The sequence below is a fragment of the Bradyrhizobium elkanii WSM2783 genome (assembly GCF_000472865.1).
GTDB lineage: Bacteria > Pseudomonadota > Alphaproteobacteria > Rhizobiales > Xanthobacteraceae > Bradyrhizobium > Bradyrhizobium elkanii_A.
In genome coordinates, this window is the sequence record NZ_AXAP01000029.1 from 89,686 (window position 1) to 103,969 (window position 14,284).

The window sequence follows — 14,284 nt, forward strand, 5'->3', positions numbered from 1 at the left end:
CTTGGTGGCTCAGGGCTGGGCATAATTCAACTTACCACGGGCCCTTCTAATAGAGGATCACGACTTCACGACCCAATGCTCGTTTGGGCCTTCAGTGACGATTAACCACAATGCTGACGGTGACTGCTGTTGGCCCCAAGCGGCGGTTGAGGGATGTCCGCTATTGCGCCGCTGTCGGGCGTAGAGCAGACATCGACGCGCTGATCAGCGGCAAGCGTTTATGAGTACATGCCCTAGCAGCATGCCGCGCAAGGTGGCGGCGTGACGAGACTGAGGGGGCGGCTAAAACAGCGCGCCGCTTCCGCAAATTGCGTTGTAAAGGTTGGTTGCGAACGTCGGTGCCCCGGCGTCGCTGGGGTGGGTGCCGTCAACGCGGTACGATTCCCCCAAGGCATCCCAATTCGCGCCCTGCCAGACGCCGACGTTGTCAACGACGGACATTTGTGCAGCTTGTATGGCACTCGAAACCACACCCGATGACATGGTCTCGATGTTGACGAATATCTTGCCGGGGAAACCGGCGGCACGCACCTGGGCAATCCACGCTTTCAAGTTGGCGGCATAGAGGGCCTGCGGCGTCCCAAGGTCGGTATCTTTTTCGCCTTGCCCCCACGCCACCATGAACGTTACGCCGGGCGTGCTCGGCGTGATGCCGCGAGAGGCTAGGCGCTTCATCGCTACCGCAAAGCGTCCCGCATAAGGGCCGTCACCGACCCACTGATCGATGGCGGTGCCGGTGACAGCAATGGGAACGACGATCACGCGATTGAATACCCCGTTCGAAATGAACAGATCACCAAGGTACGGCCCGACATTCCCTCCCCAACCGCCAGTCCCGATAGCCGGTTTCGGACCGAACGGATAAGCCTCTCCATCATAGATGTTGAAATTGTCGATGACAGCACCGTTTGCGGGGACATAGACCGTGGGGCCGAAAACATCAGCCATCAGGGATTGTCCGGCGGTGATCAAGACTAGCGTTTTCTGCGCGGGATTGATCGCCAGCGAGCGCGGCGTAAGCCCGCTTGTATCGATGTTCGACGGCGCAATGGAAGGCGATTCAACGTCCACAATTTTGTATGGATCGGTAGCCGAGATCACGGCTCGCGCGGCAACAGCCGCTCCCAAGGCAATTGAGGCCAGAAGGGCATAATGAACTAACTTCACTGCATCGATTCCAGCAATCTCGACGCCGTGCAGAAAATCGGTCGGGGACATTGGCTCTCAACCCTCATCAGCATTGGGATTGAGACCAAGGTAGCGACCGTCCTACACGCGGTCTGGACCGTTTCGGTGTCCCTCATCAGTCAATTGCGTGAATGCGATCCTGCGCGGTCCACACGCAGGACTTCAGACCTTTCGGGCGCACGCAGGCGAAGATAGTGTTCGGCACCTCGACCACAAAGACTTCGGTCCCCTTGCCGAACGACTCGCACCCTTCGGCCGCGCTCTTGGCGATCCCAGCATCAAAATCGGCGGCGGCAGTCTTCAGCACGCCCCGCATGCCGTCCAGCGTCGAGCAGGCCAGTGCCGTCGAGGTTAAGACGCCGGACTGCCCGACCTCCAATCGCTTCGCCTGGGCGGAAGCGATTCCGGCGATCAACAGTGCGGCGGCAAGGGCTACTCGAATGGGCATGTAACGCGGCTCCTAGTCACTACGGTAGGGCATCTGCCATTGGGGCGGACCCAACGGTTCTGCAACAGACTTGGAGCACCGCCATGAAGAAGTAAACCCTTCTATCATGATACCACCTTAGATCGCGCTTTTTGGAAATCTGAGACCCGCATCTCGTTTTGATGGCGGCCTTCGTACCCGCCCGGCAAAGTGAAGAGTGGCGACCCGTTCGCGGTCGTGAACTGAAGAAGAAGCCAAAGAGAAGATGTTGGGGGCCGTGGGCGACACGGCCATTAAGAGGCCCGCCGGGGAGACCCGAGCGGGTCTCATTGCTATTGACAACGCCGTCGAATGTCCGCATATTGCGGACATGGCTGAGCGGATTGTCCCCGGCCGATTGTGAGGGAAACCCCGATGACGGAAGTTACCACGATGGATCAACAAGAGCAGGTCGCGCGCATCGAGCGCATGCAGGAAGAGACCCGCAAGTTCGCTGCCGAGCAGCGGAAGATCGGGCGCGAAGTCGCTCTCGCGCCGTGGCAGCTTGTCGTCACCGCCATGACCGCCGGTGCCGCGTTGTTCGGTGCGGGCGCGGCCTTCATGAAATTGTTCGGATGACACCGAAGAGATTCACTCAATGCTTGGCCTCGCTGCGCTGGACGCAGCGGGGCCTCGCCGCGATTCTCGAATGCGATGACAGACTGGTCCGCCGGTGGGCGTCCGGCGAAGCCGACATCCCGGCGAGCGTCGCCGCGTGGCTCGAAACACTCGCTCAGGCTCACGATGCGATCCCGCCGCCGCAGGGATGGAAGAGACGGCAGTCCATCTCCTAGACCAACCGTTAGCCCAATCTCGGAAGCCCGCCACAAACCCTAGCGATGGTCCTTACGCGGCCTCGAAGATAAACTAGGCGGATGTCCCCTCGGATCATCCACATGCCGCTGTCTGGCGGCGACCGCAAGCACTACGCCCGCGAACTAGCTCGCATCGAACGTCTGCACGCTGATCTGGAAAAGCGGATGGCGGCGGCTTACGAGGTCGCGCACCGGCTGGCCTGCGAAGAGTGGAACGCCCGGCAGTTTATCGGGGGCAATGCCGATCCTTCCCCGGCCATCGCAGCGGCCGTCCAGGCGCGCTACACTTTGCTCGAAGTGAAATGCGGGACCTGCGGACGCAGCGAGCGCGTCTATCTGCCCGATCTCGTCTGGCCGAGTGACAAGCCAATTCATACGCTCGCCAAGGTGCTGTTCTGTCGGCCTTGCCGAGCAGCAACTGGCGCGACGCGGCGACCCAACCTTGTCGCTCTTTGCATGCCGAGCGAGCCGACGCCGTCGCCAGCCGCTGTCGGGCGACGGTAGCGCCAGCGTAGATTACGCATCAGGCACCAGCACGATTAGTTCCGACCGGCGCAGGGCAGCGATCCGGCGAACGCGCTCGCAGGCGGCCTTGAACGGTACGGCCGTATCCATGGTGATGACCTTGTCCTTGGCCGTCACCGTGGGCGAGATGATTTTGAAGGTCCAATAGGCTTTGCCTGTCGGCTTCCCGTGCCTGCGCTCGTAGGTCTCGATGTCGATGCGGATATCGTTACTCATACTCTTTGCTCAAGCACGTTGGCGAGTGGCTAGCATGAACAGGCCGGGAACAGATCGCACAAGCTATGCACGGATTTTGCACGGATATGCACGGATGTTCCTACCCTGTTCTACTCTTTTGTGCCCCCGTGTGCCCCGGCGTATACCAGAAACAAGAAAGATTATGTAACGATTTCAGGCGTTTAGATGGTGGACGCACAAGGGATCGAACCTTGGACCTCTCCCGTGTGAAGGGAACGCTCTCCCGCTGAGCTATGCGTCCGGGATCTCGGCGCGGAAGCCGGAAACGGCCTTTCGGCCGGAGCCGCGATTTACGAAGGGCAGGGGCTGGGTGTCAAGCCAAAGCCGACCCCAAAGCGTGAAAGAGCCTTATGCCCCCTGCTGGCGGGCGCGGGAAGCGTGGGATTGCAGCGCTCGGATGCGTTCGGCGAGCGTTCCGCCGCCTTCGGGCAGACCGCTTGCGGCGGGCACACCATTGGCAGCTTTCGGTCCCGCCTTCGGTCCGCCCTTGGCCGGGACCGCCGGCTCCGCGGCCAGCATGGCCTCGATCGGCGAATTCGGCCCTTCGAGCTGGATCGCCAGCTTTGCTACTTCGGCGGCAATGTCGTTGATGCGCTCGCGCAGCAGCGCGTTCTCCATGCGCTCGGTCGCCCAGGAGTTCTCCGCCTGTTCCTGGATCGCGTTGATGTCGCGCTGCAGCTTTGACCGCTCGTCGCTGATGATGCGGAGCTGTTCTTCCAGAGCGGCCTTCTCGCTTTTTAGCTTTTCAAGGGCCGGCGATTTGCCGCCATTCATCGCCGCGCGCAGTTCCTTCACGGTGCGCTCGGCTGCCTCATTGGCCTGCCGGAGCTGGTTGTTCTCGAATTCCCGTTCGGCCAAGAGCTTGCCCTGGCTCGCAAGCCGCCCCTCCAGTTGGTTGACGCGGTTGCCGAGGATCTGGGCTTCATTGACCTGGACGCTCAATTGACGGTCGAGGTCGGTGACGCGCTGGTTCAGACTCTCGGCCCGGCTTCGCGCCTCCGCGAGCTCGCGGGTCGCGGCTTCGGATGCGCTGCGTTCCTCGGCCAGGCGGGCCTGGGTGGCGGCGAAGTCCCTTTCAGCGTGGCTGACCCGGTCCTTCAATTCCTCGATCTGGGTGCGGACGGAGATCAGCTCGATCTGGCGGCTATCCGCCGCCATCGAGCGGTCGTTCAGGTCGGCATTGATCTTGCCGAGCTCGCTCTGCTTGTTCGTCAGCGCCTGCTCGACGGCGCGCAACTGCTCGGCCTTGGCGGCGAACTCCTCTTCAGTGGCGCGGGCCTGATCCTTCATCGCCTTTTCGCGCGCCTCGAGCGCGAAGATCGCGGCGTTCTTTTCGCCGAGCTCGATCTTCATGCGGTTGATCGCGTCGGTCTTCTTGCCGAGTTCGGCGAGCTGGCTCGTGGTCTTGCTCTTGAGCTGCTCGACGCTCATTTCGAGCCGCCGCGCCGACATCGCGAATTCCGCGCGCAACTGGTCCTTGTCCGCCTGGATCTCGGCCATCGACAGCGGGGTTGCGGCCTCGATACGCCGGGTCGTCAGCCGCACCGCCCGGTTATGCACCAGCGGCACGATCATCAGACCGCACAGCATCGAGACCAGAAAACCGATCGCCAGATACATGATCGGTTCGACCATGAATGGGTTACTCCCGTGATAATAATTCGTTAATCACAATGCCACGGGCGGCCGGCAAAACGCCAGCCAAATGCCCGTCCGTGGTGAGGGATTCACGTCAAGGCGTTAACGGCGGGGTCAGAACGGGTTCCAGGTCGCGCGCGGCGTATATTTCAGGTAGCCGACATTGGCACCAAGCCTGAGCCCGATGCCGGAACGGATCGGCACCAGCACGATGTTGTTGGCCGTCAGCGCGGTCATGCCGAAACCGCCGACGATGTAAGCCGAGCCGTCGATGCCGACGAAGCGCTGGTAGATCGCTTGCGTGGAGGGCAGGTTGTAGACCAGCGTCATGGTGCGGGCACCATCGCCGCCCCAGTCGAAGCCGACCGAGGGCCCCTGCCAATAGACCCGCAGATCGCCGGCATTCTTGGTGTAGAGCGTGCCTTCCCCATAGCGCAGGCCGGCGACAAAAGCGCCGGAGCCTTCTTCGCCGAGCACGTAGCCATTGGGCAGACCCCATTGGCTGACCGCGCGTTCGATGACGGAGGCAAGCCCGCGCGAGACGTTACCGAAGAATTTGTGGCCGGCGGTAACAAGTTCGTCTGGCCCATAGGTGCTCGGACCGGGCTCGCGCTGCGGCGGCGGGTATTGCGGCGGCGGGGCCTGCTGGGCGGCAACCGGCGCAATCCAGCACATCAGCGCAGCGAGCGCTGCCGCGGCAAGGCGTGATGCGAAACTCATAAAGAACCCCTGCGATCGAAATTCTGGTCGCCGCCTTAACCTGACGCCAACAAGGTCGGCTCTAGCTTGCGCCCAGTGTCCCCTCGATTCCAATGTTATCGATATCAACTATGACGGTACAACGGCAGGAAATATACCGCCGGCGCCCCGGAATAGCCTTTTTCATCTTCGCCGTCGGTCTTTTAGCTTTGATCGGCAATGATTCGGCAGTCCGGGCTGCCACGACCGAGCGGGTGGTGGTCAATCACTATTCCGGCCTCGCCATCGAGGGATTCGACCCAGTGGCATATTTTACCGATGCCGCTGCCCTTGAGGGTTTGCCGGACTTTGAGGCTGCGCAGGCAGGCGCGGTCTGGCGCTTCCGCAATGAAGGCAACCGCGCCTCCTTTGTCGCTCATCCGGAAATCTACGGTCCGCAATTCGGCGGCTATGACCCGGTCGATCTCGGCCGCGGCGTCACCTATGCCGGCAATCCACGATTTTGGGCGGTCGCCGGGCAGCGGCTCTATCTGTTCGGCCGGGAGGACAATCGGGACGCCTTTGTCGCCGATCCCCAACGTTTTTTGAAAGATGCCACCGCCCGCTGGCCGGAGTTGGAGCAGACGCTGGCGCAGTAGTTGCCCGCCTCTAAGGGGCGGCTGCGGGATCGCCCCAGGCAATGAATTCCAGCACGATAAAGTCGTCCCGCAGGCCGAAATGCAGTGCCGCTCCGTGCGAATCCGTGATCTTGCCGCCGGCGGCGGTGACCACGGCATGGCCGGCCGCGACGTCCCATTCGCAGGTCGGCGCAAGGCGGGGATAGACGTCCACCTTGCCTTCGGCCACCCGTCCGAACTTCACCGCTGAGCCGAGTTCGACCCGCACCGCGCCGCCCCGCCTGGCGATAAAGGCCTCCGTGCTCGGATCGCCATGGGAGCGGCTGACCGCCACGGTCCAGGAGTTTCCGCGCGGCGGGTGAGGGCGGGTACGAATCGGTTCGACAACTGGTGGCGCGCCATCGCGAACGATCAACCGCTCCGCGCCATGGCCGACAATGCCGCGCCAGATCACGCCCAGGGCCGGCGCCCCGACGATGCCAAGCAGCGGCGTCCCTTCGGTCACCAGGGCGAGGTTGACCGTGAACTCGTTGCGGCCGGCGACGAATTCCTTGGTGCCGTCGAGCGGATCGACCAGGAAGAAGCTGTCTCTGTAGGGCGGCCTTGCTAGACGCGTGCGCTCCTCGGAGAGCGACAGCACGTTTGGCGCAAGCCGCGCCAAGCCCTCGGCAATGATGCGGTCGGCCGCGAGATCGGCCTCGGTCACCGGCGAGCCGTCGCTCTTGCCCTCAACCTTCATGGCGCTGCGATTGACCGCGAGGATGGCCTCGCCAGCCCGCATCACCAGTTCCGTCAGTGGTTCGATCAGCGCGGCCGCGGCATTGCCGTCGATCCGGGGTGGGCATGCCTCATTCATAAGCGGTTCTCATCGGCTACTACCGTTCCCATCTCACTTCCGCCGCAAGCTGGCAGCATGCGCTTCCCCAGTGTATCAAATCCAAAAGCATGCGTGATTCGCTCCCGTCCGCGTGTATTGCGGCATTCCAGGAACACTTCATGTCTGGCACTTCGTCTCTCGGTCCCGCTCCCGATGCCCTCGAACTGGCGGCGCTGTTGTGCTCGCGCGTCTGCCACGATCTCATCAGTCCTGTCGGCGCGATCGTCAATGGCCTTGAGGTCATCGACGACAATCCGAAACCCGAGGACCGCGATTTTGCACTCGACCTGATCCGCAAGAGCGCCAAGACCGCATCTGCCCGCCTGCAGTTCTGCCGGCTTGCCTTCGGTGCCGCCGGGTCGGCCGGTGCGCAGATCGATCTCGGCGACGCGCAGGCCATGGCGAAGGGGCATATCGAGGACGGCAAGGTGACGCTGACCTGGAATCTGCCGCGGCTGCTCATGCCCAAGAATCGCGTCAAGCTGCTCCTGAATATGCTCGTGATCGCGCAGCAGACGATTCCGCGCGGCGGCACGCTGACGATCGATCCGGTCGGCGAGGGCGAGACGATGAGCTTTCGCATCACCTCGGCCGGGCTGAACGCCCGCGTGCCGCAGAACATCGTCGATATTCTCGGCAGCACGTCGGCCGCGGTCGATGCCCACGCGGTGCAGCCCTATTACACGCGGCTGTTGGCGCAGGCCTGCGGATTGACCGTCAAGCTCGCCCTCGAGGGCGAGACTGTGGTGGTCAGCGCGTCCTGACGAATTGCTGCATGATCTCACGGCGCGCAGGCCGCCCAAGGGATCATGCGCAAACAACGACGTAGAGCGCGATCGGAGGCGCGAAGCGAATGCGCCGCGCGCCGCGACGGCGGCCATAGCGTTAACCAATCGTTTGCAACTTGCCGTTGATTTCAATCTTTTCTTCTTATCTCTTTGTTGATCCCGTTCTTTTCCACATACTCAACCAAACTTAAACGCTTTGCATGGAAGCTGGTCCAAGTTCCGTAAGGCGCGTCGATGTCGCGTGCCGCTGCGTACGAAGGCCAGGTTCATGGACGATTTGATGCGAGAGTTTCTGACCGAGACCAGCGAAAGCCTGGACACGGTCGACAATCAGTTGGTGAAGTTCGAGCAAGAACCGAACAACGCGAAGATTCTCGATAATATTTTTCGCCTGGTGCACACCATCAAGGGTACCTGCGGCTTCCTGGGGCTTCCGCGACTGGAAGCGCTGGCGCATGCCGGCGAGACCTTGATGGGCAAATTCCGCGACGGCATGCCGGTCACGGCGGAAGCGGTGACGCTGATCCTGTCGAGCATCGACCGCATCAAGGAGATCCTCGCAGGACTGGAGGCAACCGAGGCCGAGCCGGAAGGATCGGACGAAGACCTCATCGTCAAGCTGCACGAGATGGCCGAGCGCAGTTTCGAATCGATGGCTGCCGAGGCCAGTACCGAACCTGCCGCAGAGCCGGAGGCCCCTGTCATGGCCGCGCCGCCGCTGCAACCCGCGGCCACGGAGGGCACGCTGGTGGTACAGACGCTCGAGCGTCCGCTGCGTCCCGGTGAAGTCTCACTCGACGAGCTTGAGCGCGCGTTCCGCGAAACCGCCACCGAAGTGGCGCCGCCCGCGCCTGCTGCCGCGCCCGCAGCCAAGCCTGCCGCACATGAGCCGGCCGCAGAGGTTGCCAAGGAGAAGAAGGCACCGAGGAAGACGGCGGCCGCCGAAGACATGCACGAGTCCGACAAGGTCGCCAACCAGTCGATCCGCGTCAACGTGGATACGCTGGAGCACCTGATGACCATGGTCTCCGAGCTGGTGCTGACCCGCAACCAGCTCCTGGAGATATCACGCCGCAACGAGGACACCGAGTTCAAGGTGCCGTTGCAGCGTCTCTCGAACGTCACCGCCGAGCTGCAGGAGGGCGTCATGAAGACGCGCATGCAGCCGATCGGCAACGCCTGGCAGAAGCTGCCGCGCATCGTGCGCGACCTCTCGGGCGAACTCGGCAAGCAGATCGAACTGGAGATGCACGGCGCCGACACCGAGCTCGACCGCCAGGTGCTCGATCTGATCAAGGATCCCCTCACGCACATGGTGCGCAACTCCGCGGACCATGGTCTGGAGACCACGGCCGAGCGCGCGGCGGCCGGCAAGCCGGAGCAGGGCACCATCCGTCTCTCCGCCTATCACGAGGGCGGCCACATCATCATCTGCATCGCCGACAACGGCCGCGGTCTCAACACCGAACGGATCAAGGCGAAAGCTCTGGCCAACGGCCTCGTCACCGAGGCTGAACTGGAGAAGATGACGGAAGCGCAGATCCACAAGTTCATCTTCGCGCCGGGCTTCTCGACGGCTGCGCAAGTTACTTCGGTTTCCGGCCGCGGCGTCGGCATGGACGTGGTGCGCACCAATATCGACCAGATCGGCGGCACCATCGACATCAAGTCGGTCGCAGGCGAGGGCTGCTCCGTCACCATCAAGATCCCGCTGACGCTCGCCATCGTGTCCGCGCTGATCGTCGAAGCAGGCGGCGACCGTTTTGCGATCCCCCAGCTCTCCGTCGTTGAACTGGTTCGCGCGCGGGCCAATTCCGAGCACCGCATCGAGCGCATCAAGGACACCGCCGTGCTGCGCCTGCGCAACAAGCTCTTGCCGCTGATGCACCTGAAGAAGCTGCTCAGGATCGATGACGGTTCGTCGAGCGATCCCGAGAACGGTTTCATCGTGGTGACGCAGGTCGGCAGCCAGACTTTCGGTATCGTGGTCGACGGCGTGTTTCACACCGAGGAAATCGTGGTCAAGCCGATGTCGACCAAGCTGCGTCACATCGACATGTTCTCCGGCAACACCATCCTCGGCGATGGCGCTGTCATCATGATCATCGACCCCAACGGCATCGCCAAGGCGCTCGGTGCTGCCGGCTCGGCCGCCCATGAGATGGCGGACGACAGCGCTGCGGCCCATGTCAGCGGCGAGCAGCTCACCTCGCTCCTGGTGTTCCGTGCCGGCACCAGCCAGCCCAAGGCGGTGCCGCTTGGCCTCGTCACGCGCCTGGAGGAGATCGCCACCGACAAGATCGAGCTCTCCAACGGCCGCTACATGGTGCAGTACCGCGATCAGTTGATGCCGCTGGTGCAGATGGCTGATGTCAATGTGCAGACCTCCGGCTCGCAGCCGATCCTGGTGTTCGCCGACGACGGCCGCTCGATGGGGCTCGTGGTCGACGAGATCATCGACATCGTTGAGGAGCGGCTGCACATCGAGGTCGCGGGCTCGCAGGATGGCATTCTCGGCTCGGCCGTGATCAAGGGCCAGGCGACCGAAGTGATCGACGTCGGTCACTTCCTGCCGATGGCCTTCTCCGACTGGTTCAGCCGCAAGGAGATGCGGCCGTCCTCCAACGCGCAATCGGTGCTTCTGGTCGACGACAGCGCGTTCTTCCGCAACATGCTGGCCCCGGTCCTGAAGGCCGCCGGCTACAAGGTGCGTACCGCGCCGAATGCACAGGAAGGGTTGGCCGCGCTGCGTTCGGGACAGGCGTTCGACGTGGTGCTGACCGACATCGAGATGCCCGAGATGAACGGCTTCGAGTTCGCCGAGAGCATCCGCTCCGATCAGCATTTGAGCGGCGTTCCGATCATCGCGCTGTCGGCGATGGTCTCGCCGGCCGCGATCGAGCGCGGGCGGCAAGCCGGCTTCCATGATTACGTCGCCAAATTCGACCGTCCCGGCCTGATCGCGGCGTTGAAGGAACAGACCGCCGAGATCAGGAAAGCGGCATAGGTTGAGTCGGGCACAAGGAATTGAAACGATGACCAGCAAGACCGACACCATCGAAGGCACCATGGCCGAATACGTCACCGCCGTGATCGGCGGGCAATTGTTCGGCCTGCCGATCTCACGCGTGCAGGACGTGTTCATGCCGGAGCGGCTGACGCGTGTGCCGCTGTCTTCCAGCGAGATCGCCGGCGTGCTCAACCTGCGCGGCCGCATCGTGACGGTGGTCGATATGCGCGCGCGGCTCGGCCTGCCAAAGAACGACGACGGCAAGCCGCCGATGGCGGTCGGCGTCGATCTTCGCGGCGAATCCTATGGCCTCTTGATCGACCAGATCGGCGAGGTGCTGCGGCTGCCCGATGACAGCCGCGAGGAGAATCCGGTCAACCTCGACCCGCGGATGGCCAAGCTCGCCGGCGGCGTCCATCGCCTGGACGGCCAGCTCATGGTCGTCCTCGATGTCGACCGCGTGCTCGAACTGATGCCGGATGCGAAGGCGGCCTAGTCTCCGCGCGATAGGCGGGCATGCCTATTGAAGAACTGAAACGGAAACGTCCCTCGCGGGATGAGGAAGTAGAGGCCCAACATGAGAACCTGTCTTGTCGTCGATGACTCCAGCGTCATTCGCAAGGTCGCGCGTCGCATCCTGGAAGGCCTCGATTTTCAGATTGTCGAGGCCGAGGACGGCGAGAAGGCGCTGGAAGCCTGCAAGCGCGCCATGCCCGCCGCCGTGTTGCTCGATTGGAACATGCCGGTGATGGATGGCTACGAATTCCTCGGCAATCTGCGCCGCATGCCCGGCGGCGATCAGCCCAAGGTGGTGTTCTGCACCACCGAGAACGACGTTGCGCATATCGCCCGCGCGCTGCATGCCGGCGCCAACGAATACATCATGAAGCCGTTCGACCGGGACATCGTTACCGCGAAGTTCCAGGAGGTCGGCCTGATCTGAGTGTCGTGTTCGATCCGGCGGCTGAAAGCCATCGGCATGGGAGCATGATCCGGAGAAGGCGTGCCGTTGAGCCGTTGGTGAATTGATGAGTGTTGCGTTGACAAATGCCCCGTCCCGGACTTCGACGCGAGAGGAGCCGTTGCGGGTGATGGTGGTCGACGACTCCGTCGTCATCCGCGGCATGATCTCGCGCTGGATCGGCGCGGAATCCGACATGGAGGTGACGGCCTCATTCCGCACCGGTCTCGACGCCGTCAACCAGCTCGAGCGCGTCAATCCCGATGTCGCCGTGCTCGACATCGAAATGCCGGAGCTCGACGGCATCTCGGCGCTGCCGAAGCTGCTCGCCAAGAAACGCGACCTCGTCATCATCATGGCCTCGACGCTGACCCGTCGCAACGCGGAGATCAGCCTGAAGGCGCTGTCGCTCGGCGCGGCCGATTATATCCCCAAGCCGGAAAGCACGCGCGAGGCCGGCGCGGCAGAGACCTTCCGGCACGACCTGATCCAGAAGATCCGCCATCTCGGCGCCAAGGTGCGCCGGCGCGCGACACCCGTCGCCGCAAGCCCGGCATTGGCGCCGGTGCAGGACAAGGCGCGCGAAGCCGCGACCCGCCCGGCGACTTCGCAGCAGGCATTGGTCCGCCGCACCTTCGGCATGCTGGCGCCGAAGGTGCTGTTGATCGGTTCGTCGACCGGTGGCCCGCAGGCGCTGATGGTGCTGGTCGCCGAAATCGGACCGGTGATCGACCGCTTTCCGATCCTGATCACCCAGCACATGCCGCCGACCTTCACGACGATCCTGGCCGAGCATCTCGCGCGTGCCAGCCGCCGGCCGGCGCATGAGGCTGTTGACGGCGAGATCGTCAAGGCCGGCCAGATCTATCTGGCGCCGGGCGGCCGCCATATGCGTGTTGCGCGCCGCGGCGCCGAGATCGCGATCGCACTCGATGACGGACCGCCGGTGAATTTCTGCAAGCCCGCGGTTGATCCCATGTTCATGTCCGCGATCGATGTCTGGCAGGGCGGCATCATGTCCGTGATCCTGACCGGCATGGGGTCGGACGGCATGCGCGGCGGCAAGGACATCGTCGCCGCCGGCGGCAGCGTGATTGCCCAGGACGAGGCGACCAGTGTCGTGTGGGGCATGCCGGGCGCGGCGGCGAATGCGGGGATATGCGCGGCCGTGCTGCCGCTCAAGGAGATCGGACCGAAGCTTAACCGGTTGTTTGCGGGAGATCGTTCGTGACGCCGTTGGATTATGATTATCTGCGCAAGCTCCTGAAGGAGCGGTCCGGCCTCGACCTGTCGTCCGACAAGCAATATCTGGTCGAGAGCCGCCTGGTGCCGCTTGCGCGCAAATCGGGATTATCAGGCATTCCGGAGCTGGTCCAGAAGATGAAGGGCGCTGGCGCCGAGGCGCTGACATCGGAAGTGGTCGAGGCGATGACCACCAACGAGACGTTCTTTTTCCGCGACAAGATTCCGTTCGACCATTTGAAGCAGGCGGTGCTGCCGGCGCTGATCCAGGCGCGGGCCGCGCGGCGTTCGCTGCGCATCTGGTGCGCGGCATCGTCCACCGGGCAGGAGCCTTACTCGATCGCGATGTGTCTGAAGGAAATGGGCGCGGCGCTCGCGGGCTGGCGGCTCGAGATCGTCGCGACCGACCTGTCGCAGGCAGTCCTGGAAAAATCCAAGGCCGGCATCTTCAGCCAGTTCGAGGTGCAGCGCGGCCTGCCGATCCAGTTCCTGGTGAAATACTTCACCCAGATCGGCGAGTTCTGGCAGCTCAATGCCGATATCCGCGCCATGGTGCAGCATCGCCAGCTCAACCTGCTGCAGGACTTCTCCCATCTCGGCACGTTCGATGTGATCTTCTGCCGCAACGTGCTGATCTATTTCGATCAGGAGACGAAGACGGATATCTTCGCGCGGCTTGCAAAAATGCTCGAGCCCGACGGCGTGCTGGCGCTGGGGGCGGCCGAATCCGTGGTTGGCATCAGCAGCGTCTTCAAGCCCTATCCGGACCGCCGCGGTCTCTATTGCCTGGGCACCGCGCCGGTCGCGCGCACCGGCGCGCCGATCGGGCTCAAGGCGGTCGCTTCCGCGGCGCGATAGAGTTAAGCGGCGACACCCAGTCCCGTAGGATGGGTAGAGCGCAGCGAAACGCATCGCGACGAGAGCGCGGCTCCAATGATGGGTTTCGCTCCGCTCTACGCATCCTACGATTGTCGTCCCTGCGAAAGCACTAGGGCATGCACAGATGTGGTGCGGTGCGGCGGATTGACTCGGGGCGGGTTTGAGGGATTCCAGAATCGGGAATCTGTGTGATTTCTATTGTGGCACTTCGATTTGACGGAGGTGCCGCGATGTCGCCACGGATTGACTGGACGTTGGGCCGGTTCGGGGATCGTCGTCTCGATAAAGGGGGGCGGCGCTCGTCGAACGCATGGTTGCGGGCAAGGATGTTTGCCTGCGGCG

The 14,284-nt window shown here is 63.1% G+C and carries 15 protein-coding genes and 1 tRNA gene; 9 read left to right on the plus strand and 7 right to left on the minus strand.

Features of this window, described 5'->3' with window-relative positions; all coding sequences use genetic code 11:
• Positions 1-282: 282 nt before the first annotated feature.
• Together YY7_RS0124215 and YY7_RS0124220 are read right to left on the minus strand one after the other, a co-directional pair.
• The gene (locus tag YY7_RS0124215) at positions 283-1,218 is read right to left on the minus strand and encodes a sialate O-acetylesterase (protein ID WP_028165508.1); all 936 of its coding nucleotides are present in this window, start codon (positions 1,216-1,218) and stop codon (positions 283-285) included.
• A gap of 85 nt (positions 1,219-1,303) precedes the next feature.
• Positions 1,304-1,636 carry a hypothetical protein gene (locus YY7_RS0124220; RefSeq protein WP_155255304.1) on the minus strand — a complete coding sequence of 111 codons (333 nt, stop codon included), beginning with the start codon at positions 1,634-1,636 and terminating at the stop codon, positions 1,304-1,306.
• 393 nt (positions 1,637-2,029) lie between these two features.
• On the opposite strand from YY7_RS0124220, the gene YY7_RS0124230 reads away from it, so the two are divergent.
• Both YY7_RS0124230 and YY7_RS56720 read left to right on the plus strand, forming a co-directional pair.
• The gene (locus YY7_RS0124230) at positions 2,030-2,233 is read left to right on the plus strand and encodes a hypothetical protein (protein WP_028165510.1); all 204 of its coding nucleotides are present in this window, start codon (positions 2,030-2,032) and stop codon (positions 2,231-2,233) included.
• A gap of 317 nt (positions 2,234-2,550) precedes the next feature.
• Positions 2,551-2,973: a hypothetical protein gene (locus YY7_RS56720; protein ID WP_051396874.1), complete on the plus strand. Its 423-nt coding sequence runs from the start codon at positions 2,551-2,553 to the stop codon at positions 2,971-2,973.
• 12 nt (positions 2,974-2,985) lie between these two features.
• Here YY7_RS56720 and YY7_RS0124245 read toward each other — a convergent pair whose 3' ends face one another.
• From YY7_RS0124245 to YY7_RS0124260, 4 genes are all read right to left on the minus strand, one after another.
• Positions 2,986-3,210, minus strand: a complete 225-nt coding sequence (locus YY7_RS0124245) for a hypothetical protein (RefSeq protein WP_028165512.1) — start codon at positions 3,208-3,210, stop codon at positions 2,986-2,988.
• Positions 3,211-3,397: 187 nt separating this feature from the next.
• Positions 3,398-3,472, minus strand: a tRNA-Val gene (locus YY7_RS0124250).
• A 107-nt stretch (positions 3,473-3,579) separates the two neighbouring features.
• Positions 3,580-4,866, minus strand: coding sequence for a hypothetical protein (locus tag YY7_RS0124255; protein ID WP_028165513.1), 1,287 nt, complete (start codon positions 4,864-4,866; stop codon positions 3,580-3,582).
• A gap of 117 nt (positions 4,867-4,983) precedes the next feature.
• Positions 4,984-5,589: a DUF1134 domain-containing protein gene (locus YY7_RS0124260; RefSeq protein WP_028165514.1), complete on the minus strand. Its 606-nt coding sequence runs from the start codon at positions 5,587-5,589 to the stop codon at positions 4,984-4,986.
• Between the two features lie 110 nt (positions 5,590-5,699).
• Here YY7_RS0124260 and YY7_RS0124265 point away from each other — a divergent pair, with 110 nt between their 5' ends.
• A complete protein-coding gene (locus tag YY7_RS0124265) occupies positions 5,700-6,206 on the plus strand; it encodes a YHS domain-containing (seleno)protein (protein ID WP_028165515.1) in 507 nt (168 codons plus the stop codon).
• A 10-nt stretch (positions 6,207-6,216) separates the two neighbouring features.
• Here the strand turns inward: YY7_RS0124265 and YY7_RS0124270 are convergent, their stop codons facing one another.
• Complete coding sequence (locus YY7_RS0124270; RefSeq protein ID WP_028165516.1) at positions 6,217-7,041, minus strand: 3'(2'),5'-bisphosphate nucleotidase CysQ family protein; 825 nt, start codon at positions 7,039-7,041, stop codon at positions 6,217-6,219.
• Positions 7,042-7,181: 140 nt separating this feature from the next.
• Here YY7_RS0124270 and chpT point away from each other — a divergent pair, with 140 nt between their 5' ends.
• From chpT to YY7_RS0124300, 6 genes are all read left to right on the plus strand, one after another.
• Positions 7,182-7,826 carry a histidine phosphotransferase ChpT gene (gene chpT / locus YY7_RS0124275; RefSeq protein WP_028165517.1) on the plus strand — a complete coding sequence of 215 codons (645 nt, stop codon included), beginning with the start codon at positions 7,182-7,184 and terminating at the stop codon, positions 7,824-7,826.
• A gap of 292 nt (positions 7,827-8,118) precedes the next feature.
• Positions 8,119-10,857 (plus strand): hybrid sensor histidine kinase/response regulator, encoded by a 2,739-nt coding sequence (locus tag YY7_RS0124280; RefSeq protein WP_028165518.1) that lies wholly within the window; start codon positions 8,119-8,121, stop codon positions 10,855-10,857.
• A gap of 28 nt (positions 10,858-10,885) precedes the next feature.
• Positions 10,886-11,356, plus strand: a complete 471-nt coding sequence (locus YY7_RS0124285; RefSeq protein WP_027578765.1) for a chemotaxis protein CheW — start codon at positions 10,886-10,888, stop codon at positions 11,354-11,356.
• Between the two features lie 81 nt (positions 11,357-11,437).
• On the plus strand, positions 11,438-11,803 hold the full coding sequence (locus YY7_RS0124290; protein ID WP_028165519.1) for a response regulator: 366 nt from the start codon (positions 11,438-11,440) through the stop codon (positions 11,801-11,803).
• Between the two features lie 85 nt (positions 11,804-11,888).
• Entirely contained in the window at positions 11,889-13,052 is a 1,164-nt protein-coding gene (locus tag YY7_RS0124295; protein WP_028165520.1) for a protein-glutamate methylesterase/protein-glutamine glutaminase, read from the plus strand.
• Complete coding sequence (locus YY7_RS0124300) at positions 13,049-13,921, plus strand: CheR family methyltransferase (RefSeq protein ID WP_028165521.1); 873 nt, start codon at positions 13,049-13,051, stop codon at positions 13,919-13,921. Before YY7_RS0124295 ends, YY7_RS0124300 begins: the two co-directional genes overlap by 4 nt.
• Positions 13,922-14,284: the final 363 nt, after the last annotated feature.

Bases quoted from the DNA above. Each gene is read 5' to 3' on its own strand.
- YY7_RS0124215 (WP_028165508.1), bottom strand. From the start codon at position 1,218: ATGTCCCCGACCGATTTTCTGCACGGCGTCGAGATTGCTGGAATCGAT.
- YY7_RS0124220 (WP_155255304.1), bottom strand. From the start codon at position 1,636: ATGCCCATTCGAGTAGCCCTTGCCGCCGCACTGTTGATCGCCGGAATC.
- YY7_RS0124230 (WP_028165510.1), top strand. From the start codon at position 2,030: ATGACGGAAGTTACCACGATGGATCAACAAGAGCAGGTCGCGCGCATC.
- YY7_RS56720 (WP_051396874.1), top strand. From the start codon at position 2,551: ATGCCGCTGTCTGGCGGCGACCGCAAGCACTACGCCCGCGAACTAGCT.
- YY7_RS0124245 (WP_028165512.1), bottom strand. From the start codon at position 3,210: ATGAGTAACGATATCCGCATCGACATCGAGACCTACGAGCGCAGGCAC.
- YY7_RS0124255 (WP_028165513.1), bottom strand. From the start codon at position 4,866: ATGGTCGAACCGATCATGTATCTGGCGATCGGTTTTCTGGTCTCGATG.
- YY7_RS0124260 (WP_028165514.1), bottom strand. From the start codon at position 5,589: ATGAGTTTCGCATCACGCCTTGCCGCGGCAGCGCTCGCTGCGCTGATG.
- YY7_RS0124265 (WP_028165515.1), top strand. From the start codon at position 5,700: ATGACGGTACAACGGCAGGAAATATACCGCCGGCGCCCCGGAATAGCC.
- YY7_RS0124270 (WP_028165516.1), bottom strand. From the start codon at position 7,041: ATGAATGAGGCATGCCCACCCCGGATCGACGGCAATGCCGCGGCCGCG.
- chpT (WP_028165517.1), top strand. From the start codon at position 7,182: ATGTCTGGCACTTCGTCTCTCGGTCCCGCTCCCGATGCCCTCGAACTG.
- YY7_RS0124280 (WP_028165518.1), top strand. From the start codon at position 8,119: ATGGACGATTTGATGCGAGAGTTTCTGACCGAGACCAGCGAAAGCCTG.
- YY7_RS0124285 (WP_027578765.1), top strand. From the start codon at position 10,886: ATGACCAGCAAGACCGACACCATCGAAGGCACCATGGCCGAATACGTC.
- YY7_RS0124290 (WP_028165519.1), top strand. From the start codon at position 11,438: ATGAGAACCTGTCTTGTCGTCGATGACTCCAGCGTCATTCGCAAGGTC.
- YY7_RS0124295 (WP_028165520.1), top strand. From the start codon at position 11,889: ATGAGTGTTGCGTTGACAAATGCCCCGTCCCGGACTTCGACGCGAGAG.